Source organism: Dactylosporangium sp. CA-139066 (assembly GCF_050936175.1).
GTDB lineage: Bacteria > Actinomycetota > Actinomycetes > Mycobacteriales > Micromonosporaceae > Dactylosporangium.
The window spans coordinates 9,255,174-9,277,155 of the sequence record NZ_JBNJNH010000001.1 but is presented as its reverse complement, the minus strand read 5'-3'; the positions used below and the strand labels follow the sequence as shown (position 1 = coordinate 9,277,155).

General features: G+C 72.1%; 23 protein-coding genes and 2 pseudogenes. 19 read left to right on the top strand and 6 right to left on the bottom strand.

Annotated features, from left to right (window positions below; all coding sequences use genetic code 11):
• The first annotated feature begins 11 nt into the window (after nt 1-11).
• The 13 genes and pseudogenes from ACQEVU_RS42485 (at nt 12) to ACQEVU_RS42425 (ending at nt 9,827) form a co-directional block, all read left to right on the top strand.
• Nucleotides 12-1,034: an amidohydrolase family protein gene (locus tag ACQEVU_RS42485; protein WP_433335312.1), complete on the top strand. Its 1,023-nt coding sequence runs from the start codon at nt 12-14 to the stop codon at nt 1,032-1,034.
• A gap of 240 nt (nt 1,035-1,274) precedes the next feature.
• Nucleotides 1,275-1,925 carry a DUF402 domain-containing protein gene (locus tag ACQEVU_RS42480; protein ID WP_433334038.1) on the top strand — a complete coding sequence of 217 codons (651 nt, stop codon included), beginning with the start codon at nt 1,275-1,277 and terminating at the stop codon, nt 1,923-1,925.
• Between the two features lie 2 nt (nt 1,926-1,927).
• Nucleotides 1,928-2,578, top strand: a complete 651-nt coding sequence (locus ACQEVU_RS42475; RefSeq protein ID WP_433335310.1) for a DUF402 domain-containing protein — start codon at nt 1,928-1,930, stop codon at nt 2,576-2,578.
• 548 nt (nt 2,579-3,126) lie between these two features.
• A complete protein-coding gene (gene rpsP / locus ACQEVU_RS42470; protein WP_433334036.1) occupies nt 3,127-3,588 on the top strand; it encodes a 30S ribosomal protein S16 in 462 nt (153 codons plus the stop codon).
• The gene (locus ACQEVU_RS42465; RefSeq protein WP_033357826.1) at nt 3,563-3,820 is read left to right on the top strand and encodes an RNA-binding protein; all 258 of its coding nucleotides are present in this window, start codon (nt 3,563-3,565) and stop codon (nt 3,818-3,820) included. The genes rpsP and ACQEVU_RS42465 overlap by 26 nt, the downstream gene beginning before the upstream one ends.
• 7 nt (nt 3,821-3,827) lie before the next feature.
• Nucleotides 3,828-4,376: a ribosome maturation factor RimM gene (gene rimM / locus ACQEVU_RS42460; protein ID WP_433335308.1), complete on the top strand. Its 549-nt coding sequence runs from the start codon at nt 3,828-3,830 to the stop codon at nt 4,374-4,376.
• Nucleotides 4,373-5,053: pseudogene (trmD, locus tag ACQEVU_RS42455) on the top strand (tRNA (guanosine(37)-N1)-methyltransferase TrmD); the annotation flags it as partial. The gene rimM and the pseudogene trmD, both read left to right, overlap by 4 nt.
• A 572-nt stretch (nt 5,054-5,625) precedes the next feature.
• Entirely contained in the window at nt 5,626-5,985 is a 360-nt protein-coding gene (rplS, locus tag ACQEVU_RS42450; RefSeq protein WP_350621052.1) for a 50S ribosomal protein L19, read from the top strand.
• A 718-nt stretch (nt 5,986-6,703) separates the two neighbouring features.
• Entirely contained in the window at nt 6,704-7,618 is a 915-nt protein-coding gene (gene lepB, locus ACQEVU_RS42445) for a signal peptidase I (RefSeq protein WP_433335306.1), read from the top strand.
• A 21-nt stretch (nt 7,619-7,639) separates the two neighbouring features.
• Nucleotides 7,640-8,281, top strand: a complete 642-nt coding sequence (lepB, locus tag ACQEVU_RS42440) for a signal peptidase I (protein WP_433334033.1) — start codon at nt 7,640-7,642, stop codon at nt 8,279-8,281.
• A 21-nt stretch (nt 8,282-8,302) separates the two neighbouring features.
• On the top strand, nt 8,303-8,761 hold the full coding sequence (locus ACQEVU_RS42435; RefSeq protein WP_433334031.1) for an NUDIX hydrolase: 459 nt from the start codon (nt 8,303-8,305) through the stop codon (nt 8,759-8,761).
• 2 nt (nt 8,762-8,763) lie between these two features.
• The gene (locus tag ACQEVU_RS42430) at nt 8,764-9,510 is read left to right on the top strand and encodes a ribonuclease HII (RefSeq protein WP_433334029.1); all 747 of its coding nucleotides are present in this window, start codon (nt 8,764-8,766) and stop codon (nt 9,508-9,510) included.
• A complete protein-coding gene (locus tag ACQEVU_RS42425; RefSeq protein WP_033357832.1) occupies nt 9,507-9,827 on the top strand; it encodes a DUF2469 domain-containing protein in 321 nt (106 codons plus the stop codon). The genes ACQEVU_RS42430 and ACQEVU_RS42425 overlap by 4 nt, the downstream gene beginning before the upstream one ends.
• Before the next feature lie 114 nt (nt 9,828-9,941).
• Here ACQEVU_RS42425 and ACQEVU_RS42420 read toward each other — a convergent pair whose 3' ends face one another.
• The gene (locus ACQEVU_RS42420; protein ID WP_433334027.1) at nt 9,942-10,124 is read right to left on the bottom strand and encodes a hypothetical protein; all 183 of its coding nucleotides are present in this window, start codon (nt 10,122-10,124) and stop codon (nt 9,942-9,944) included.
• 138 nt (nt 10,125-10,262) lie between these two features.
• On the opposite strand from ACQEVU_RS42420, the pseudogene ACQEVU_RS42415 reads away from it, so the two are divergent.
• A pseudogene (locus ACQEVU_RS42415) lies at nt 10,263-10,757 on the top strand (M23 family metallopeptidase); the annotation flags it as partial.
• A gap of 52 nt (nt 10,758-10,809) precedes the next feature.
• Here the strand turns inward: ACQEVU_RS42415 and ACQEVU_RS42410 are convergent.
• From ACQEVU_RS42410 to ACQEVU_RS42395, 4 genes are all read right to left on the bottom strand, one after another.
• Nucleotides 10,810-11,970, bottom strand: coding sequence for an aminotransferase class V-fold PLP-dependent enzyme (locus ACQEVU_RS42410; RefSeq protein ID WP_433334025.1), 1,161 nt, complete (start codon nt 11,968-11,970; stop codon nt 10,810-10,812).
• A gap of 514 nt (nt 11,971-12,484) precedes the next feature.
• A complete protein-coding gene (locus ACQEVU_RS42405; protein WP_433334023.1) occupies nt 12,485-13,372 on the bottom strand; it encodes a tyrosine recombinase XerC in 888 nt (295 codons plus the stop codon).
• A gap of 539 nt (nt 13,373-13,911) precedes the next feature.
• A complete protein-coding gene (locus ACQEVU_RS42400; protein ID WP_433334021.1) occupies nt 13,912-14,274 on the bottom strand; it encodes a hypothetical protein in 363 nt (120 codons plus the stop codon).
• Nucleotides 14,271-14,549 carry an ACT domain-containing protein gene (locus ACQEVU_RS42395; protein ID WP_433334019.1) on the bottom strand — a complete coding sequence of 93 codons (279 nt, stop codon included), beginning with the start codon at nt 14,547-14,549 and terminating at the stop codon, nt 14,271-14,273. Before ACQEVU_RS42395 ends, ACQEVU_RS42400 begins: the two co-directional genes overlap by 4 nt.
• A gap of 105 nt (nt 14,550-14,654) precedes the next feature.
• Here ACQEVU_RS42395 and ACQEVU_RS42390 point away from each other — a divergent pair, with 105 nt between their 5' ends.
• The 4 genes from ACQEVU_RS42390 to dprA all read left to right on the top strand — a co-directional run bounded on the left by ACQEVU_RS42390 (nt 14,655) and on the right by dprA (nt 18,945).
• Nucleotides 14,655-15,701: a bifunctional helix-turn-helix transcriptional regulator/GNAT family N-acetyltransferase gene (locus ACQEVU_RS42390; RefSeq protein WP_433334017.1), complete on the top strand. Its 1,047-nt coding sequence runs from the start codon at nt 14,655-14,657 to the stop codon at nt 15,699-15,701.
• A gap of 162 nt (nt 15,702-15,863) precedes the next feature.
• Nucleotides 15,864-16,217 carry a YraN family protein gene (locus ACQEVU_RS42385; protein ID WP_433334015.1) on the top strand — a complete coding sequence of 118 codons (354 nt, stop codon included), beginning with the start codon at nt 15,864-15,866 and terminating at the stop codon, nt 16,215-16,217.
• Complete coding sequence (locus ACQEVU_RS42380; protein WP_433334013.1) at nt 16,217-17,731, top strand: YifB family Mg chelatase-like AAA ATPase; 1,515 nt, start codon at nt 16,217-16,219, stop codon at nt 17,729-17,731. Before ACQEVU_RS42385 ends, ACQEVU_RS42380 begins: the two co-directional genes overlap by 1 nt.
• Nucleotides 17,728-18,945, top strand: coding sequence for a DNA-processing protein DprA (dprA, locus tag ACQEVU_RS42375; RefSeq protein WP_433334011.1), 1,218 nt, complete (start codon nt 17,728-17,730; stop codon nt 18,943-18,945). The genes ACQEVU_RS42380 and dprA overlap by 4 nt, the downstream gene beginning before the upstream one ends.
• A gap of 5 nt (nt 18,946-18,950) precedes the next feature.
• Here dprA and ACQEVU_RS42370 read toward each other — a convergent pair whose 3' ends face one another.
• The gene (locus tag ACQEVU_RS42370; protein ID WP_433334009.1) at nt 18,951-20,129 is read right to left on the bottom strand and encodes a pyridoxal phosphate-dependent aminotransferase; all 1,179 of its coding nucleotides are present in this window, start codon (nt 20,127-20,129) and stop codon (nt 18,951-18,953) included.
• A 579-nt stretch (nt 20,130-20,708) separates the two neighbouring features.
• Between ACQEVU_RS42370 and ACQEVU_RS42365 the strand changes: the two genes are divergently transcribed.
• Nucleotides 20,709-21,884 carry a hypothetical protein gene (locus tag ACQEVU_RS42365; protein ID WP_433334007.1) on the top strand — a complete coding sequence of 392 codons (1,176 nt, stop codon included), beginning with the start codon at nt 20,709-20,711 and terminating at the stop codon, nt 21,882-21,884.
• Nucleotides 21,885-21,982 lie beyond the last annotated feature (98 nt).

Sequence of the window (21,982 nt, the reverse complement as noted above, 5' to 3'; positions counted from 1 at the left end):
GTGACCTCTGGATGGTCGGCGACCGGGTCACGTTCGAGCCGGTCGCGGGCGCGCTGACGGTCGCCGACGAGGGGTTCGTCCTGCCCGGCCTTGTCGACGCTCACTGCCACCTCGGCATCCAGCCCGGCGGCAAGCCCTCGGACGGCGTGGGCCAGGCGCGGTCGCTCGCCGTCGTGGACCGCGACGCCGGCGTGCTCGCGATCCGCGACGCCGGGTCGCCCATCCCGTACGAGTCGCTGGACGACGATCCCGACATGCCCCGCCTCGCGCGGGCGGGGCGGCACGTGGCGCCGCCGAAGCGGTACCTGCGCGACATCGGCGTCGAGGTCGGCGAGGCCGACCTGCCCGGCGAGATCGCGCGCCAGGCGGCCCGCGGCAACGGCTGGGTCAAGCTCGTCGGCGACTGGATCGACCGCGGCAGCGGTGACCTCGCGCCCGCGTGGGACGTCGCCGCGATGGCCGGCGCGGTCGCGTCCGCGCACGCCGCCGGCGCCCGCGTGGCCGTCCACGTGTTCGCCGAGGAGTCGGTTGCCGCGCTGGTCCGCGCGGGCGTGGACTCCGTCGAGCACGGCACCGGCCTGGCGGAGGCCGACATCGAGGAGATGGCCCGCCGCGGCACCGCCCTGGTCCCGACGATGATCAACATCGCGACGTTCGGCGGCATCGCGGCGCAGGCAGAGGACAAGTTCCCGGTCTACGCCAGGCACATGCTCGCCCTGCGTGACCGCTTCCCAACCGTGGTACGGGCGGCGCACGAGGCCGGCGTGCCGATCTACGTCGGCAGCGACGCCGGCGGCGGCATCGATCACGGCCTGGCCGCCGAGGAGATGCTGCTGCTGCACCGCGAGGCCGGCCTGCCCGCCGAGGCCGTTCTGTGCGCCGGCTCGTGGGGCGCGCGGGAGTGGCTCGGCTTCCCCGGCCTCGTCGAGGGCGGCCTGGCCGACCTCGTTGTCTACGCCGAGGACCCGCGCACCGATCTCACGACCCTGCTGCGCCCGCGCCGCATCGTCATGCGCGGTCGCGTGGTCCGCTAGGCCCGGAGCCCAACCCACGCGGCGCCCCGCAATCGTGCGGTGGCGTCCCGCGGCCGAGCGTGGACGTGGGGCGACTCAAAGCCGTGGCCGGCTGGTCGAGACCGGGCTGTTGGCGCACGTTGCTCAACGGGGGAGCACGTGGTTGCTCGACCGGGGGACCGGGTGGGCGAGGCCGTTGTCACACGGCTGGTCGAGTGAGGGGCATCGAGGCGAGGGCGCGTGGCGAATACAATCGCACTCGTGCCGCTGCGTCCCGGAAGACCGGTCCTGCACCGGCATTTCACCCGCGACACGCTGGTCTGGGCGCCGCTGACGCGGGTCGTGGCCGATGACGAGCTGGGCACGCGGCTCTGGCTGGCCACCGGAAGCCCACTGATCCGGCAGGTGACCGAGGACGGTCTTGGGCCGCGGGACATGCCGTTCGGCGAGTGGATCGAGCAGCCGAAGAAGATCATCCAGGATGTGTACCGCGGGCCGAGCACGCTGAAGTTTCATCCGCGCTCGGCCGCGTACTCAGTGTGGTGGCTCTTCGACCCGCAGGGTGGCTTCCGCGCCTGGTACGTGAATCTCGAGGAGCCCGGCGTCGCATGGGACGACGGCGGCGTCGCCGGGATCGACCTGACCGACCAGGACCTCGACATCTGGGTGTGGCCCGACCGGCGCTGGGGCTGGAAGGACGAGGACGAGCTCGAGGAGCGCCTCGCGTACCCGGACGCGTACTGGGTCGGCGACCCCGACGCGGTCTGGGCGCAAGGGCGCGCGATCGTCCCCGCCATCGAGGCCGGCGTGTGGCCGTTCGACGGGACCTGGACCGATTACCGGCCGCCGGCCGACTGGAGCATCCCGGAACCCGTGACAGAGGGCTGGGATCGACCGAGGGAGCGCGCTTGAGCATCGTGTTCACGCCCGGGCAGGTGGTCGTGCACCGCAACGTGCGGCGCGGGCGCATCGGCTGGGTACGGCCCGCGCGGGTGGTGTCCGACGACGAGCGTGGCCTGCTGCTGTGGATCGCCCGCCACACGCCCGTGGTGAACGAGGTGTCCGGCGACGGGCGGGGGATGCGCACGATGCCCTTTGCCGAGTACGTCACCCTCGGCACCGGGCTCAAGCACGGCTCGTGGAACGGCCCCGGGGTGCTGAAGCTGCACCGCCCGGACGATCCCGCGCACTCGGTGTGGTGGTTCCGCAACGACGCCGACGAGTTCACCGGCTGGTACGTCAACCTCGAACGGCCGGCGATCCGCTGGAGCGACCCGGGCGGCGCGGCCGGGGTCGACGTGACCGACGAGGACCTCGACATCGTGGTCGCGCCCGACCGCACGTGGCAGTGGAAGGACGAGGAGGAGTTCCTCGAGCGACTCGCCATTCCGGAGCACTACTGGGTGACGGACGAGGCGGCGGTACGCGAGGAGGGCCTCCGCGTCGTCAAGGAGATCGAGGCGGGTGGGTTTCCGTTCGACGGCACCTGGACGGACTTCATGCCGCCGCCCGAGTGGCAGGTGCCCGCGCTGCCCGACGGATGGGACCGGCCGCCGCTGCGCTGAGCGCCGCGCCCGAGCGGGTTGCGCCGTGACGCGGCCGGCAACAGGGCGGACAGGCGGCCGAACCGGGTTGCGCGGTGGTGAGGACGCGGGTGACGCGGCAAACAGGCGACCGAACGAGGTCGCGCGGTGGTGAGGACGCGGGTGACGCGGCAAACAGGCGACCGAACGAGGTCGCGCGGTGGTGACGACGCGGGTGACGCGGCAACGGGCGGCCGAACCGGGTCGCGCGGTGGTGACGATGCGGGCGACGCGGCAAACGGGTGGCCGAACGAGGTCGCGCGGTGGTGACGATGCGGGCGTGGGGCCGGCGGACCTGTGACAAGCTCCACTGGCGGGGCGCCAGCGAGCCGTCGGGAAGGCGGACGGTGGTGGCAGGGGCGGTTTTTGCACACGGTAGTGGGTCTGGCACAATGGTCTGCTGGTATCCGGTGTGCGTCCGAGCCCTCTAACCCGGCGTCGCGCCAGTCCAACAGAGCAGCCGACGGCACCATCCCCACGGTGTCCGGGCGGTCGCTCGGCTTCCAACAGATCCAGGAGCGAGCAACCAAGTGGCCGTCAAGATCCGGCTCCTGCGGATGGGCAAGATCCGCAACCCGCAGTACCGCATCGTCATCGCCGACTCGCGCACCAAGCGTGACGGTCGCGCGATCGAGTTCGTCGGGCTCTACCACCCGAAGGAGGAGCCCTCGCGCATCGAGGTCAACTCCGACCGCGTCCAGCACTGGCTCTCCGTCGGCGCCCAGCCGAGCGAGGCCGTGCAGGCCATCCTGTCGAAGACCGGCGACTGGCAGAAGTTCAAGGGCCTGCCCGCGCCGGCCGAGCCGCTGAAGGTCGCCGCGGCGGCGCCCGACCGTCGCGCGACGTACGAGGCCGAGGCGCAGGCCGCCGCCGGTCTGGCCGACGCGCCGAAGGCGAAGAAGGCCGCCGAACCGAAGAAGAAGGCCGAGGCCGAGGCTCCGGCCGCGCAGGCGGAGGAGCAGTCCGGTGCCGGCGCCGGCGCGGAGGCCTGACGTGCTGCGCCCGGCGCTCGAGCACCTGGTCAAGGGCATCGTCGACAATCCCGACGACGTCCGTGTGCGCATGGTCGACTCCCGCCGCGGTCAGCGGCTGGAGGTCCGGGTCAACCCGGAGGACCTCGGCACCGTGATCGGGCGCGGCGGCCGCACGGCCAAGGCGCTGCGGCAGGTCATCACGTCGATCGGCGGCCGCGGCGTGCGCGTCGAGATCGTCGACGCGTACTGACCGCATGCTGCTCGTCGTCGGCCAGGTGATCCGCGCGCACGGCGTCCGGGGCGAGGTCGTCGTGGACGTGCGCACGGATGCGCCGGCAGAGCGTTTCGCCGTCGGGTCGGTCCTCGAGACCGACTCGACGGCGGTCCGGCACCTGCAGACCGTGCCCGCGGGCGCGTGGAAGCCCCCGCCGACACTCACCATCGAATCGGTACGGCCGCATCAGGGCCGCCTCCTCGTCGTCTTCGAGGGCATCTACGACCGCAACCTCGCCGAGGACATGCGCGGCGTCCTGCTGTGCGTCGACAGCGCCACGATCCCGCCCAGCGACGATCCCGACGAGTTCAACGACCACGAGCTCATCGGGCTCGACATCGTCGACGCCGCGGGGGAGCGGGTGGGCGAGCTGCTGCGCATCGACCACGCGCCCGCGCACGACCTGCTCGTGGTCCGGCTCACGGACGGGCGGACCGGGCTGGTGCCGTTCGTGCGCGAGATCGTTCCCGAGGTCGACGTGCCCGGGCGCCGCATCGTGATCACCCCGCCGGAAGGCCTGTTCGACCTATGAGGGTCGACGTCGTCACGATCTTTCCCGAGTACCTCGCGCCGCTGGACCTGTCGCTCATCGGCAAGGCGCGGGCGAACGGCACCCTTCAACTGGCCGTGCACGACCTGCGCCGCTGGACCCATGACGTGCATCGCACCGTGGACGACACGCCGTACGGTGGCGGGCCCGGCATGGTCATGCGCCCCGAGCCGTGGGGGCAGGCCCTGGACGAGCTGGCCGGCCCGCAGACCCACCTGATCGTCCCCAGCCCGGCCGGTGCCCCGTTCACCCAGGCGGCCGCGCGCGCCCTGGCCACCGAGGACCACCTGCTGTTCGCCTGCGGGCGGTACGAGGGGATCGACCAGCGGGTCTTCGACTACGCCTCCGCGCGGATGCGCGTGAGCGAGGTCTCCCTCGGCGACTACGTGCTCTTCGGCGGCGAGGTCGCGGTCCTCGTGGTGCTCGAGGCGGTCACCCGGCTGCTCCCGGGCGTGCTGGGCAACGCGGACTCGCTGCTGGACGAGTCGCACGCCGACGGTGTGCTCGAGGCGCCGATGTACACGAAGCCGCCGAGCTGGCGCGGGCTTGACGTGCCCGAGATCCTCCGTTCGGGCGACCATGGCCGCATCGCGCGGTGGCGGCGTGAGCAGGCGCTCCAGCGCACCGCTGAGCGACGCCCTGACCTCATCGCTGCGCTTGAGGAGCGCGCCCGCGGCGCGGAGCAGGGACCGCGCGGTGGTGGGCAGGGCGGCCGCGGTGGCGAGCGAGGCCCGCGTGGTGCCGAGCAGGGCAGCCGCGGGGGCGAGGGCGGGCGGGGCCTGCGCGGTGGCGAGCAGAGCCCGCACAGCGGTGAGCAGAGCTCACGCGGTGGCGAGCAGGGCCCGCGCGGTAGCGAGCAGAGCCCTCACGGCGGCGAGCAGAGCTCACGCAGTGACGAGCAGGGCGGCCGCGGCGGCGAGCAGGGCCCGCGCGGTAGCGAGCAGAGCGCACACAGCGGCGAGCAGGGCTCACGCGGTTCCGAGCAGGGTGGCCGCGATGGCGAGCGGGGACCGCGCGGTGGCGAGCACGGCGCTCACGGTGCTGATCGAGATGCTGACGGTGCCGGTCGAGGTGTTCGCGGTACCGATCAAGGGGCCTGATTTCAGGTTCGGCGTGTCGATGTGGCAAAGTAGTGAGGTTGCCACGGGCCGATGCGCCAGGCACTCATGATCATCTGACCCTAGCGCGCCGCGGTATGCGGGCGTGCCTTGAGTGACGAGGAACAGCCGCGATGAACACGCTGGACGCGCTGGACGCACAGTCGCAGCGGACCGATATCCCGAGCTTCCGCGCCGGCGACACCGTCAAGGTGCACGCCCGGGTTGTCGAGGGCAACCGGTCCCGGGTCCAGGTCTTCCAGGGCGTCGTGATCCGTCGCCAGGGTGCCGGCCTGCGGGAGACCTTCTCGGTTCGCAAGGTGAGCTTCGGCGTGGGTGTCGAGCGCACCTACCCGGTCAACAGCCCGGCCGTCGACCGGATCGAGGTCGTGACGCGCGGTGACGTGCGCCGCGCCAAGCTGTACTACCTGCGCGACCTCCGTGGCAAGAAGGCCAAGATCAAGGAGAAGCGCGAGACCAAGGTCAGCAGCTGACCTTGCGGTTCGCCGGTTCGTCGACGGGGAGGGGCGCGGTGCGTTCCCTCCCTGCGTCGCGTCCGAGATCGGGTTTTTCGGTCAACTGGAGCCGGGCTCCCCAAAGTGGTCTTGTGCATCTAGGCTGACGCCGATGGCAAGCGACCCCTACGGACGCGATGGTTACGACGATCGCTCCGACGAACCTCACCCACGCAACCGCCACCTAGACCAGGCGGGCGACGAGCGTGGGCAGCAGCAACCCTTCGGTGGTGTCAGCTACCCGGGCCACGATTACTGGGCCACCACGGGCCGGCCGGACTCCGTCGAGGTGCAACGCGCGTACGACGGAGGCTGGACGCGCGACGAGCGCGACGCCTACGGCCGCCGCGACACCGGCTCCGGCCATGATCTCGGCCCCGGTCGCGACACAGGCGCCACCCGGGACACGGGCGCCGGCCGCGACGCAGCCTTCGGCCGGGACACCGGGCCGGGCCGCGACGTCGTGCCCGGGCGCGGGGGATACCAGCGCGACGACGGCCGTAGCGACTGGAACCGGCCGAGCCGGGCCTGGGACGACCCGTACGGGTCGCGGCGCGGCCGCTGGGACCGCGACGAGCCGCCGATGGTGCGCGACCGCGCGTTCGAGGACGAGGGCGCCTACGACGAGCCCGGGTACGGTAACCGGCGCGACCGCGGAGACCGGTACGAACGAAGCTATGACCGTGGCGAGCGCTCCCTGGGGTCGGGATCGGGCGCGCGCGGGCGGGGGCGCGGCAACTATGACGACGACTCCGTCTCGTCGTGGCGCAGCAAGGTCCGCCGCAAGCGCAAGAACATGCCGCTGTGGCAGGAGCTGCCGCTGCTGCTGATCGTCGCGTTCTGCCTGGCAGTGCTCATCCGCACGTTCCTGGTGCAGGCGTTCTTCATCCCGTCCGGCTCGATGGAGGAGACCCTCCTCGTCGGCGACCGCGTGCTGGTCAACAAGGTCCTCTACGACGTGCGCGAGCCCGAGCGCGGCGAGGTCGTCGTCTTCACCGGCCCCGACACGTGGGCGCCCGAGAACCAGATCGACAAGGACGCCGGCTTCTTCGCTGAGCTCGGCCGTACCGTCGGGGATCTGGTGGGCTTTTCACAGCCCGGCGAGAAGGACTTCATCAAGCGCGTCATCGGCCTGCCCGGCGACACCGTGGCGTGCTGCGACGTCAACGGGCGGGTCACGGTCAACGGATATCCGCTCGATGAGTCGGCGTACCTCTACGAGGACTCGCCGCTGGACGCCGCCCCCAACCCGAAACAGTGCACGGCGCGCCGCTTCGGCCCCGTGAAGGTCCAGCCCGGCCAGATGTTCGTGATGGGCGACCACCGCGGCGTCTCGCAGGACTCGCGCTGCCAGGGCCAGGTCCCGATCTCCAATGTGATCGGGCGCGCGTTCGTCATCCTGTGGCCGAGCAGCCGATGGGGCTGGCTTCCGGTGCCGGACACGTTCAAGAACGTCCCGAAACCGGCGGCGTTGGGGCCACCGGGCCCGGCCGTCACCCGTGCGCCCGTCGCCCCATTGGTTCCGGACATGGTTATTGCCCCGTTGGCGGTTTCCCTCACGCTTTCGACCCGTTCGGCGCGTCAGCGACGGTTGCGGCGTCGCCGATGGTGACGAACACGTACCCTTCAGGGCGTGATTGACGAGCAGACCAAAAAGCCCAACACCTTTTGGCGCGAACTGCCGATTTTGCTCGCCGTGGCGGTCATCGTCGCCGTGGTGGTCAGGGCCTTCGTCCTGCAGACCTTCTTCATCCCGTCGGAGTCGATGGAGAACACGCTGCTGATCAAGGACCGCGTGCTCGTCAACAAGCTGGTGTACGACTTCCGCTCCCCGCACCGTGGCGAGGTCATCGTCTTCACGGCGCCCGACTCGTGGCGCAACGACCCGTCGGAAGAGGACTTCATCAAGCGGGTGATCGCGACCGGGGGCGACCACGTCGTGTGCTGCGACGACAAGCAGCGCATCACGGTCAACGGCCAGGCCCTCGACGAGTCGTACATCTACGCCAACCCGGACGGGCTGCAGGATCTGCCCAGCGAGGAGCAGTTCGACGTCACGGTGCCCAAGGGGCGCCTGTGGGTGATGGGCGACCACCGCTCCCGGTCGGGCGACTCGCGGTACAACTTCATCCGCACGAAAGATCCGAACCAGGCCACCATCGCGGAGGACGACGTCATCGGGCGCGCCTTCGTCGTCTTCTGGCCGTTCAACCGGGCCAAGTGGCTGAGCGTGCCGGACACTTTCGACAAGGTGCCGGATCCGACACCCAGGTAATGACGCCGTAGTCTCGTCGGTATGACGGAGGCAGCGGCAGAAATCGACCGCCGGGCGGCCCGGGTGCTGCTGCTCGACCCGTCCGGGCGCGTGCTGATGCTGCGCGGATGCGATCCGGCCCGCCCCGAGCACCGCTACTGGTTCACCGTCGGCGGCGGCTTGGAGGCGGGCGAGTCGCTCATCGACGCGGCCGTGCGCGAGGTGTACGAGGAGACGGGGCTGCGCATCACCCGCGACGACCTCGTCGGGCCCGTGCGCACCGACCACGTCGACTTCCCGTTCGACGGCCGGTGGTACTCGCAGGAGCAGTCGTTCTTCGTCGTGCGCGCGGACGCGTTCGACGCCGACCTCAGCCACCTCGCCGACTACGAGGTGACGAGCGTGGACGCCACGCGCTGGTGGTCGGCGGACGAGCTCGCCGCGACGTCGGAGCGTTTCTACCCGGCCGACCTCGCCGACCTGCTGCGGGAGGTGGGCTGAACATGCTCGCGCCTCCGCGCACCGTCGTGCATCGCGCAGCGGGCCTGTGGGCCCTGGAGCGAGCCCTGCAGCGCCGGGGCTTCGCCCGGGTCGCCGGCGCCGACGAGGCGGGTCGTGGGGCCTGCGCGGGCCCGCTCGTGGTCGCCGCGGTCATTCTGCCGCCCGGCCGCCGCGGCGAGATCGAGGAGCTCAACGACTCCAAGCTGCTGACCCCGGCCGCGCGGGAGCGCATCTACGCGCAGGTCGTCAAGCGCGCGGAGGCGTGGAACGCCGTCGTCATCCCGCCCGGCGACATCGACCGCCGCGGCCTGCACGTGTGCAACCTGGCCGGCATGCGACGCGCCCTCGCGGGCCTCGCGGTGCGCCCCGACTACGCGCTCACCGACGGCTTCAAGGTCGACGGCCTCGGCTTGCCCGGCCTGGCGGTTTGGAAGGGCGACCAGGTCGCGGCGTGCGTCGCGGCGGCGAGCGTCGTGGCAAAGGTCACGCGAGACCGGATCATGGAAAAACTGCACGAGTCGTACCCCGAATACGGCTTCGACGAGCACAAAGGCTATTCGACGCCGGACCACGGCGCCGCGCTCGTCGCCCACGGCCCCTGCCCCGAGCACCGTTTCTCCTACGCGAACGTGGCGGCGGTGGGGCAACCAGGGCAACGGCGCGGTAACGTCGGCGTGGCGCCCGGCGAGGCCGCACGGGTTCCGGCGCAAGTGGGCAACAATGTGGCTATGGAAGGCGGACCGCGATGAGCGCCGAAGATCTCGAGAAGTACGAAACCGAGATGGAGCTCCAGCTCTACCGGGAGTACCGCGACATCGTCCGCCAGTTCTCCTACGTGGTGGAGACCGAGCGCCGCTTCTACCTGGCCAACCAGGTCGATCTGCACGTGCGCAACTCGGACGGCGAGGTCTACTTCGAGGTCGAGATGCACGACGCCTGGGTCTGGGACATGTACCGGCCCGCCCGGTTCGTGAAGAACGTCCGGGTGATGACGTTCAAGGACGTCAACGTCGAGGAGCTCGAGAAGCCGGACATCTCGCTGCCCGACAACGGATTCGGCGGCTGAGCCCGCGCCGTCGGGGGCGCGCCGCCAGGTGAAGCGCGACTATGCGCGAGCGTTGAAGGCCCGGGAGTCACGGGCCTCAACCACGGTGGACATCGCGGTAGCTCGGAGAAATTTTCAGCGACGCCGGGTCTGCTCGGGCCGGGCGTAGCGGTTGTACGCGAACCAGACGCCGCCCACGACGAGCGCCCCGATGATGATGTACAGCAGCGCGCTCAACACCAGCTTGAGCAGCCACCATGCGATCATCCCGACCACGATCAACCCGATGACGACGAGCACGGCCTTCAATATGTTCATGCCGGTGTCCTCCCGATTTGTCCGGCGGTTCTAGCACATTTCCAGGCCGCGCGCGGGTTATCCACAAGCACCCGGTTATCCACAGAATAGCCATGATCGCGTTTGCCGGGACGCCCGGTTTGGGTCACGCTGCCCCGCATGTTGAAGAGATTGGCCCGGGTCGGGCTGCTCGTACTTGCCGCTTCCGCCATCGCCGCCGCGAGTGCCGTCGTGGCCGCCGTCAGTTCAGCGCTCGCCACGCCACCGCCCGAGGAGCCGCCTGATCAGGAGGCCCCGGAGTCGGTGTACGAGCCGCCCCTGGACGGTCCCGTGACGGTCACGCGGGGCTTCGAGCCCCCGTCGGACCGCTACTCGGCCGGTCACCGCGGCGTCGACCTGGCCGGCGTGCCCGGTCAGCTCGTGCGCAGCGCCGGCCCGGGGACGGTGCTGTTCGCCGGGATGGTCGGCGGGCGGCCGGTGGTGAGCGTGGAACACCCCGGCGGGGTGCGCACCACCTACGAGCCGGTCGACCCGGATGTCGTTCAGGGCCAAACCGTTTCTACCGGTACCGCGCTGGGTCGCCTGAGACCCGGGCACCCCGGCTGTCCGCTCGCGGCCTGCCTGCACTGGGGCCTGCGGACGGACGAGGGGGTGTATCTCGACCCGCTCACCCTGATCCGCCGCTCCCGCGTGCGGCTGATGCCGGTCACGCCCGCAGCAGCCGCGGCAGGCCCTCCGCGAGGCGCTGATAGTCCTCAGGGCGGTTATACACGTGGGCGGACAGCCGAAGGTACCCGCGCCCGCGCCAGGCGGAAAGCCCGACCTCGGCGGCCAGATCGTCCGAAATCCGCCGGCGCAACGCGGTCGCGGCCGCGGGTTCGGCCGCAACGCCGGGCGGCAATGGCAACAGCGCCATCGGTAGCCCGTTCGCGGCCGGCACCTCCGCGCCGATAGCGTCCGCGACGACGCGGCGCCCGTGCTCGGCGAGCGCCGCGTTGTGCCGCCGCACCAGGTCGATGCCGAGCGTGCGCAGCACGAACAGCCCCGTCGGCGCGGCGAGCCACGACGTGTAGTCGTGCGAGCCGACCCACTCGAGGCTGCCCGGGAAGCCCGCCTCGACCTGCCATGACAGGACCAGGGGCCGGATCCGCCCGCGCCACGCGGGCGCGACGGCCAGCAGCGCCGTGCCGCGCGGCGCGAACGCCCACTTGTGGAGGTTGCCGACCCAGAAGTCCGCGCCGAGCTCGGCCACGGCCGGGTCCAGGTTTCCTGGCACGTGGGCGGCGTCGACGTGTACCGCGACGTGCTCGCCCCACTGCGCCCGCACCGCCGCGACGATGGCCTTCACCGGGAACACGCGCGCGGTCGCGGCCGTGATGTGGTCGACGATCACCAGCCGCGTCCGCGCGGTCACCGACTCCAGCACCGCCGCCACGACGGTGGCGTCGTCGGCGGTCAGGGGTACCCGCGCGACCCGGTGGACCGCGCCCGTGCGCCGGCAGGTGTCCTGCACGGCCAGGTCGACGGCTCCGTAGCCGTGGTCGGTCGTCACGATCTCGTCCTCGGGGCCGAGGCCGAGGCTGCCGAGCACGATGGACGTGCCGGTGCTGGCGTTCTCGACCAGCGCGGTCCCGTCGGGATCGGCGCCGACGAACGCGGCGAGGTGGCGCCGTACGTGGGCGACGCGCTCCTCGAGGCCGACCGCGAAGAAGCGATGGGGGTTGGCGTCCATCTCCTCGCGGAGGCGCTGCTGGGCCCGCTGGACCGGGATCGGCACCATGCCGAACGCCCCGTGGTTCAGGTGCGCGACGGCTGCGTCGTTCGAGAACAGCAGGCGCGCGCCCGGGAGCGGCTCCGGTGCGGACATATCCACGATCTTAGGGCTCCTAGTTTGAGCTTGGGGCCGCTTGCCGGCGTGACCACCCGCGCCGACACCCGCTGCGGGTTGTTGTTGTTGGGCTTTCTACGTCGGCGCGGTCGCCCGGTGTGGCGGAGTCGGGAGTTCTGCCGCGACTCCGCGGCGCGTTGGCGGTCGCGGTCGGCCATCATCCGCGCGGATGTGCCTGCTCGTGCGTGCTGCGCAGCCGCGCGTGGCCGGTCGTCATGCGCGCGGGTGTGCCTGCTCGTGCGTGCTGCGCAGCCGCGTGCGGCCGGTCGTCATGCGCGCGGGTGTGCCTGCTCGTGCGTGCTGCGCAGCCGCGCGTGGCCGGTCGTCATGCGCGCGGGTGTGCCTGCTCGTGCGTGCTGCGCAGCCGCGCGTGGCCGGTCGTCATGCGCGCGGGTGTGCCTGCTCGTGCGTGCTGCGCAGCCGCGCGTGGCCGGTCGTCATGCGCGCGGGTGTGCCTGCTCGTGCGTGCTGCGCAGCCGCGCGTGGCCGGTCGTCATGCGCGCGGGTGCGCCTGCTCGTACGCGCTGCGCAGCCGCTCGATCGACACGTGGGTGTAGATCTGCGTGCTGGACAGCGAGGCGTGTCCGAGCATCTCCTGGACCGAGCGCAGGTCGGCGCCCCCTTCGAGCAGGTGCGTGGCGGCGGAATGCCGGAGCCCGTGCGGCGACGTGTGCGGCAGCCCGGCCGCCCGCGCGTAGCCGTCCACGATCCGACGCGCCGCCCCCGCCTGGAGTCGGCCCCCGCGCGCGCCGAGCAGCAGCGCCGGCCCGCTCTGGGCGTTCTCCAGCGCCGGGCGCCCGTGCCGCAGCCAGGCGGTCAGCGCGTCCTCGGCGGGCAGGCCGTAGGGGACGGAGCGCTCCTTGTCGCCCTTGCCCACGACCCGCACGACGCGCCGCATCCGGTCGACGTCGCCGAGGTCGAGGCCGCAGAGTTCGCTGACGCGGATGCCGGTCCCGTACAGCAGCTCGAGCACCGCGCGGTCGCGCAGCCCGACGGCGTCCGGCCGCCCCGCCGGCGAGGTCACCAGCGTCTCGGCCTGATCGGCGCGCAGCACGGTCGGCAGGTCGCGGTGGGCCTTGGGGCTGGCCAGGCGCTGGCCGGGATCGGCTTCGATGAGCCCCTCCCGCTTCGCCCAGGCGGTGAACGTCCGCGCGGCGGCGGCGTGCCGGGCGAGGCTCGTCCGGGCGTCGCCGCTCGCCCGCCTCCGCGCGAGCCAGCCGCGCAGGACGGCGAGGGTGAGGTCGCTCGGCGCCTCCGCGCCTCCGGCCGAGGCGTGGTCCAGCAACGAGACGACGTCGCCGACGTAGGCGCGGACGGTGTGAGCGGATCGGTTTCGCTCGGCCGCCAGGTGGCGTGCGAAGTCGTCGACCGCGTCCCTCATGGCGGTAGGTAGGCGTTCGTGCATCCCGGCCGTACCGACGCTGGGCTCTTCGGTCGCGTTGCGGCTCGCGCCGCGATCGAGCGGCCGACCCGTGGCCCGTCGGGTTGGCTGGTTCGCGCGGTGCGGCGTCGTTTTGTCCTTGCTTCGTCGCGCCGGTTGAGCCGCGGCCTTGCGTGCGGTCGTGGTTTGTGGCGCGGTCGTGTCGCCCTGCTCGGCCGCGGTGTGCGACGTGCCCGCATCGCCCTGCTCGGCCGCGGCGTTCGGCCTGCCCGCGTCGCCCTGTTTGGTCCTGTCTCGCGGCGTGGCCGCGTCGCGGTCAGCCGTTCTGTCCTTGCTACGGCGCGCCGATGGGGCCGCCGTGTTCCGCGCGGTCGCGTCTTGCGGCGCGGGCGTGCTGCGCTGATTGGCCGCATCTTGTAGCGCGGCCGTGTCGGCCTGTTGGGCCGCGTCGTGCGGCGCGGGCGCGTTGCCCGGCCTGGCCGCATGTTGCGGCGCGATCGTGCCGGCCTGTTTGGCCGCGTCGTGCGGCGTGTTCGGCGTCAACTGCGCTGCTGCTGCTCTTCGAGGAACCGCTCGATCAGCCCGCGCACCACGGCCGCCATCGTGAAGCCGTGCTCGGTGCACCACGCGCGCAGCTCGGCGTGCCGCTCGGCCGGGAGCCGGAACGTCACCAGCTGGCTCTCCTCGCCCGCCGGCAGCGAACCGCCCATGGCGCCGTGGCTGGACTCCGGGCCGAGGTCGGGGACGCCCATGAGATTGCGCCCGCGCAGCGCGGCGCTGGCGAGCAGACCGCCCGGACCCGCCGGGACGGTGCGGTTGAGCAGCCAGACAGTGATCTCTTGGCGTTCGGCGGCCGGAAGCGTCTCGAGCAGCCCGACGAGTTTGTCGACAGGAGCGGTCATACCGCCACGATAGCGCCCGCTATCCCGCTATCAGTATCGGTCGCCGCGATTGCGAGCACGCGGACGCCCTGAATTTCCTCGAGCAGCTCCGGCAGCGTCCGGTCGATCACGGCGCCCGGCACGTTCACCACGAACTCGTCCGTCGCGACCGCGCCGTCGCGGCTCAGCACCCGCATCTGGCGGATGTCGACGCCGAGGCGGCCGAGGAGCGTGGTCACCTGGCCGAGTGAGCCGGGACGGTCGGGGAGTTCGACGATTACGTGACGTAGCGACATGGGGCAAGCCTGACGACGCTGCGTTTCCCGACCGTTACGACGCCACGTCGCTGGGCTTTCGGGAAATCGTTGACAGCGTCAAGGGACTGTATGACGATGTCAACTATGACTATCGAGTCGGTCGCCGCATTCAGGCGGTTCAATCGCTACTACACGAACCTGATCGGTGTGCTGCGGGCCGGGCTGCTCGACTCGCCGTACTCACTGGCCGAGGCGAGGGTGCTGTACGAGCTGGCGGCCGCGCCCGCGCCCGCGCTGGAGGTCGCCGACCTGCGGCAAGGACTGGACATGGACGCCGGCTACCTGAGCCGCATCCTGGGGCGCTTCGAGAATGACGGCCTGGTGGTGCGGGAGCGCTCGGACGCGGACGCGCGCAAGCAGCGCATCCGGCTGACCGACGCGGGACGCGCCGCCCAGGCGGAGCTCGACAAGCGCTCGGACGAACAGGCGGCCACGCTGCTGGTCTCGGTGACCGACGCGGACCGCCGGCGCCTCATCGGCGCCATGGAGGCGATCGAGTCGATCCTCGGCGGCGGCGGTACCGCGTCCGCGCCGACCGTCGTCCTGCGGCCGCCCGGGCCGGGTGACCTCGGCTGGGTGGTGCAGCGCCACGGCGAGCGCTACGCCTCCGATTACGGCTGGAACGACGAGTTCGAGGCCATGGTCGCCCGCATCGTCGCGGACTACGCGGAGTCGCACGATCCGCGCTGGGACCGGGGGTGGATCGCCGAGGTTGACGGCGAGCCTGTCGGCTCGATCTTCTGCGTGCGAGCCGAGCCTGCGGCTGTGCGGTGGGCGGATGAAGTTGCAGTTGAGCGGGATGCCGATGAGGGCGTGACCGTTCCGGCCGGCGACGACGACGCCGGCCGTCGGACGGTGTCGGCCGTGTACGCCACGCCGGTGACGGCCAAGCTCCGGCTCCTGCTCGTCGAGCCGAGTGCCCGCGGCATGGGCATCGGCGCGCGCCTGGTCGACGAGTGCATCCGGTTCGCCAGGAACGCCGGATATCGGGAGATGGTCCTGTTCACTCACGACATCCTCGACGGCGCTCGGCGGATCTACGAGCGCGCGGGCTTCGTGCTGGACAGCGAGGAGCGCAAGCCGGCGTACGGACATGATCTTGTCCACCAGCACTGGCGCAAGAAACTTTGAAATCGGACATGGTGGTGGCCACACGTGGCCTGGCCTGCGGCGCGAGCCGCCGCATATCAAAGTCAAATAACGTGTCCTGATTTCATCCACAAGCACCCCGCTGTCCACAGGTTGATCTTCATCGCGCCGCGATGATCGTCGCGATCGGCCACAGTCGCCGGCATGACGAACCGCAACCAGCTCGTCGGCGGCTTCGGCGAACGCGTCGCCTGCCGATACCTCGTGTCACAGGGGCTCGTGCTGCTCGACCGCAACTGGCGAAGCCGGGCGGGTGAGCTCGACGTCGTTGCCCGCGACGGCGCCGACCTGGTGTTCGTGGAGGTCAAAACCCGCCGCAGCACCCGGTACGGCCAGCCGGTCGAGGCGCTCGTGCCCGACAAGGTCCGGCGCCTGCGCACGCTCGCTCGGATGTGGCTGGCGGCCAACGACGTGCGCGGGGATCGGGTGCGGTTCGACGTGGTCGGCGTGCTCGTCGGGCAGTCCGTGGCCGTCCAGCACGTGCGTGGGGCGTTCTGATGGGGTACGCCCAGATCCGCTCCGTTGCCCTGCAGGGCGTCGCGGGTGAGGTCATCGTGGTCGAGGCCGACGTCGCGCCCGGCCTGCCGAGCCTGGTCGTCTCCGGGTTGCCGGACGCGGCGCTCAGCGAGGCCCGCGATCGGGTACGTGCCGCGGTGCACAACTCCGGGGCGTACTGGCCGCAGCAGCGGGTCACCGTCAACCTTCTGCCCGCCCATGTGCGCAAGCACGGCTCCGGTTTCGACACCGCCGTCGCCATCGCGGTCCTCGCCGCTGGGGCGGACCTGCCGATCGGCCGCCTCGCCGATGCCGTCGTGCTCGGCGAACTCGGGCTGGACGGCACGGTCCGGCCGGTGCGAGGCGTGCTTCCGGCCGTCCTGGCGGCGAGCCGCGCCGGCGTTGGTTCCGCGGTGGTACCCCTGGGCAACATCACCGAGGCGCGACTGGTCCCCGACATCGAGGTCCGCGCCGCCGACAGCCTCGGCCGGATCATCGGCTACCTCTACGGGAGCCAAACCCTCTTGGACCCGGCGATCGAAAGTCCGCCGCCGGAGCAGCCGCCGCTGGATCTCGCCGACGTGCTTGGGCAGGAGCGGGGGCGGCGGGTCATCGAGCTGGCCGCCGCCGGTCGTCATCACGTGGCGATGTTCGGGCCCCCGGGCGCCGGCAAAACCATGCTCGCGGCCCGGCTGCCCGGGGTGCTTCCGCCCCTGGATGATCAGGAAGCCATCGAGGTGACCGCGCTGCACTCGATCGTCGGGAGGCTCGCCCCGAGCGGCACCCTCGTCCGCCGGGCGCCGATTCAGGCCCCGCACCACACCGCATCGGTTGCCGCGCTGGTCGGCGGCGGATCCGGTCTGGCCAAGCCCGGGGCCATCAGCCTCGCCCACCATGGGGTCCTCTTTCTTGACGAGTGCGCGGAATTCACACCCGGAGTGCTCGACGCTCTCCGGCAGCCGTTGGAGCAGGGAGAGGTACGGCTCAGGCGCACCTACGGCGAGACGCTGTATCCCGCACGGGCGCAGCTGGTGATGGCGGCCAACCCGTGCCCGTGTGCAAGGCCAGGCGGTAGGCAGATGTGCCAATGCCCCTCGCTCGTCCGTCGGCGGTATCAGGCCAGGCTCTCCGGGCCGTTGATGGATCGCGTCGACCTTCAGGTGGACCTCGATCCGGTCCGGTCGGCGGCGTTGCTGGATACCGAGCACGTCGAGCCGTCCGCCGTGGTCGCCAAGCGCGTGCTCGAAGCGCGCGGCGCCGCTCGCGAACGGTGGAGCGGACGGGCGAAGACGAACGGCGACGTACCGCCGGCGCTGCTGCGCGACAAGAGGTATCGGCTGTCGAGGGCGGTCCTGCGCCCGCTGACGATCGAGATAGATCGCGGTCGGCTGTCGGCCCGTGGGTTCGATCGATGCGTGCGGGTCGCGTGGACGATTACCGATCTTGATGGGCGGGAGCGGCCCGCTGTCGACGATGTGCGTGAGGCGCTTGAGCTGCGATCGAGGAGCGTGCGATGAGCATTGAGCCGCAGGTGAGTGAGGAGCGGACGGCCCGCATGGCGCTCGGGATGCTGATCGAGCCGGGCTGCCGGGAGTTGGGGGTGCTCGTGCGCTCCGTCGGGGCGGTGGAGGCGCTGGCCCGGGTGGTCGGGGGGTTCGGCATCACGGAGCAGTTGGCGGGGGCCGTGCGGGCGCGGCTGCGCGCGGCGGGGGTGCAGGGGTCGGCGAACGTCGGCGAGCAGGTCGCCGAACAGATGGGCGAACGGGCCGAGCAGCTCGGGGCGCGGATCGTCACCGCCGCCGACGCCGAGTGGCCCGTCTCGTTCGACGACCTGGTGCGGGCCAGCCGCGAGGGCAACATGCTGCGCCGGGACACCGATCCGCCGATGTGCGTCTGGCTGCGCGGGCCGCTGGAGCTCGCGGAGACCTTGGAACGGTCCGTGTCGGTGGTCGGGGCGCGGGCGATCACGGGGTACGGCGGATATGTGGCCTCCGAGTTTGCCTTCGGGCTGGCGGAGCGGGGGTGGACGATCGTGTCCGGCGGGGCGCTCGGGGTCGACGTGACCGCGCACCGCGGGGCGCTGATCGCGGGCGGCAAGACGGTGGCGGTCATGGCGTGCGGGATCGAGCGGGCGTACCCGGCGGCCAACGCGGCCGTGCTCGAGCAGATCGGCGCCGAGGGGCTGGTCGTGACCGAGTGGGCGCCCAACACGTTGCCGCACAAGACGCGGTTCCTGACGCGTAACCGGGTCATCGCGGCCGCCAGCCGGGGGACGGTGATGGTCGAGGCCGGGTCGCGCAGCGGGGCGAGGAACACGCTCGGGTACGCCAGGCTGCTGCAACGCTCGGCGATGGTCGTGCCGGGGCCGATCAACTCGGCGATGTCGGTCGGCTGCCACATCGAGCTGCGCCAGCCGGGCACGGTGCTCGTGACCAGGCCCGAGGAGATCATCGAGGAGGTCGGCAGCGTCGGCGAGCTCGCGACGCCGATCCAGGGCGCGGGGCGGCCCGAGGACGCGTTGGATCCGCTGCAGGCGCGGATCCTCGACGCGGTGCACGCGCGGCGGGCCACGTCGGCGGAGCAGATCGCCGCCGTGGCCGGGGTCAGCGGGCGCGACGCTCGGCGCAACCTGCCGCTGCTGGAGGAGCTCGGGTTCGTGGTGTCGAGCGTGGACGGGTACCGGCTGCGCAGCCACCCGCGCGCCGAGCTCGGCGAGGAGGCGGGCCGATGATGCCGTCAGAGGCGCTGCAGCCGGGTCACCGCCTCGTCGAGGACCTCGTCGCGCTTGCAGAACGCGAAACGCACGAGCCGCCGGCCGGCCGCCACGTCGTCGTAGAAGACCTGCGTCGGTACCGCGACGACGCCGCACCGCTCCGGCAGCGACAGGCAGAACTCGACCCCGTTGGTGCCGCCCAGCGGGGTGATGTCGGCGGTCACGAAGTACGTGCCCTCGGGCTGCAGCACCGCGAACCCGGCCTCCGTCAGGCCCTTGCACAGGCGGTCGCGCTTGCGCTGCAGGTCGTCGCGAAACTCGTGGTAGTACGACGGCGGCGAGGACAGCGCCACCGCGATGGCGGGCTGCAGCGGGCCGGCGTTGACGTACGTCAGGAACTGCTTCACCCGCGTCACGGCCGACACGAGGGCGCGGGTGCTGCAGACCCAGCCGATCTTCCAGCCGGTGCACGAGAACGTCTTGCCGGCGGAGGAGATCTGCACGGTTCGCTCCCGCATGCCGGGCAGGCCGGCGAGGGGGACGTGCGGGGCGGCGGCGTCGCTGAAGACCAGGTGCTCGTACACCTCGTCGGTGACGGCAAGCACGTCGAACTCGATGCACAGCTCGGCGATCTGGGCGAGCTCGGCGGCGGTGAAGACCTTGCCGGTGGGGTTGTGCGGCGAGTTGAGCAGCACCAGGCGGGTGCGCGGGCCGAAGGCGGCGCGCAGCTCGGCGGGGTCGTACGAGTAGCGGCCCTGGTCGACCCGCAGCGTCACCGGGCGGCGGACGGCGCCGGCCAGGGCGATGGAGGCGGCGTAGGAGTCGTAGTACGGCTCGAAGCAGACGACCTCGTCGCCGGGCTCGCAGAGGGCCAGGATGCTGGCGGCGATGGCCTCGGTGGCGCCGGCGGTGACCAGGATCTCGCCGTCGGGGTCGTACTCGAGGCCCCAGAACGCCCGCTGGTGAGCGGAGATCGCGGCGCGCAGCTCGGGGATGCCGGGGCCCGGCGGGTACTGGTTGCGGCCGCCGTGGATCGCCGCGGCCGCGGCCTCGAGCATGGCGGCGGGGCCGTCGGTGTCGGGGAAGCCCTGGCCGAGGTTGACGGAGCCGGTGCGGACGGCCAGCGCCGACATCTCCGCGAAGATGGTCGTGCCGAACGGGCGCATGCGGGCGACGAGCGGGTCACGCGAGGCGTCAGTCACCCACCGAGTATGCGGCCCGGGCCGGGTGGGGTCGTATCGGAGCGTGTTTCGGGGGCCAGAGGGAGTCCGGTACGGCAACGGCGCGGTCGTTCCGCCAGTGCCGGGACGGGTGGTCCGGCCTTACTCGCGGCGGCAACCGGGACGGGGCTGGTCCCTACGGACCTTGCAGGCGCGGACGCGACGGACTTCGCGGGGGCTGCAGCTGCCGAGCGTGCGGGGGAGATTCCGCCGGGGCTGTGGCGGGCGATGGGCTGGCCGGCGGTCGAGCCCTGCTACGGGCGGGCGACCTGGGCGGACGGGAGCCTCCGGCGGCCGCGGGTGTCTCGGCGGCTCTTGCAGGTTCTTGGATGGCCCGGGGCCGAGCCGTGGTGGGGGAGGGCGGCTGCGCGACGAGCCCTGGTGCGGCCGCGCGGTGGTGGCCCGGATCAGGGCCGGAGCGAGTCCGGCGGCGCGATGTCGACAGAACCCACAGGGGACAGCAGGCGATGAGGATGGGAGCGATTGGTGGGCGGCGACGCACATTACACGGACCTTTTGCCGGGTGGCGGGGATGATGCCGAGGGCCTACCGTGACGGACCGTGGATGGACGCCGGAACTTCAACCCGGAACCGGATGCGGATTCCCGCTGGTACCCGGACGACCGTGGATACGACGACCGCGGGTACGAGGACCGCCGCGACGATCGGGCGCGCAGCGACCGGGACTGGGAGTCCCGCGGGCGCGACGACGCCGACCGCGGGTACGGCGACGAGCGTGGGTACGCGGAGGATCGCGGGTACACGCCGACGCGGTATGCGGATGAGCGGGAGTACGACGACGGGTATCGGGTTCCGGAGCCGCGCGGAGCTGGGCGTGGGTACGGTGCCGATGCGCTGAGCTACGGCGAAGGGCCGGGCGGGAGCTACGGCGAAGCGCCGAGCGGGCAGTTCGGGGCGCAGGGCGGTGCCGGTCGCGGGGTGGACCCGGGCGACCTGTCCGGCGAGTTCGGCGGCGGGCGCTCCCGGCGGTCCGAGGCGATCGACCGCAGCGCGCTGCAGCGGCCGGTGTCGGGGGGAGCCGGTGGCGGCGCTCCGGCGGGTGCCGGGCTGTCGACGTCGGGCGCACCGATCCCGGGTCTGCCGCCGCAGGGCGGCGTGCAGGCACCGAGCCTCGCCGGCCAGGGGCTTCCCGGCCCGGGGCTTGCGGGTCAAGGGGCGCCGGGGCAGGGCGTGCCGGGGCAGGGCGTGCCGGGGCAGGGCGCGGCGGTTGCGGGAATGACCGGTGCGGGCCTCGGCGGGGCGGCGACCAGCCCGCTCGGCGGTGGCGCCGGACCCGTCTCCGGAGGGCCCGTGTCGGGGGCGCCCGCCTCCGGTGGGCCGGGCGCGGGCGCGCAGAACGCGTTCGCGGCGCCGACCGCGCTGACGGCGGCCGTGCCGGCGCCGCAGCAGTACGGGGCGGGGGACCCGGGCGGGGCCGTGTACCGCAGCAAACGGCCGGGGCTGGCCGTCGTGCTGGTGCTGCTCACGATCCTGTTCGAGGTGCCGGTGCTGCGGCTGTTCCTCAGCGCGATGACGGCCAAGGAGATTCCGGCCGGGGGGACGCTCGCGAGCATCTTCATGATTCCGGCGTTGCCGATGTTCGCGCTCGGGCTGTACGGGCTGATCGGCGGGGCGGCCGCGGCGGCGCCGGGAGCGCGGGCCTGGCTGCGGACGCCGCTGGCCTACCTGCCCGTCGCGCTCCTGCTGTTCCTCGCCGCCGGCCTCGCTGCTTCATAAACCGCCAAAAAAAGCAGCGAAAAGCGGGCAAAGAGCGGCGGCGCTACGAGCGCTGACCTCGCGAATCGGACAAGAGCCCGCCGCATGACAGTGACGCG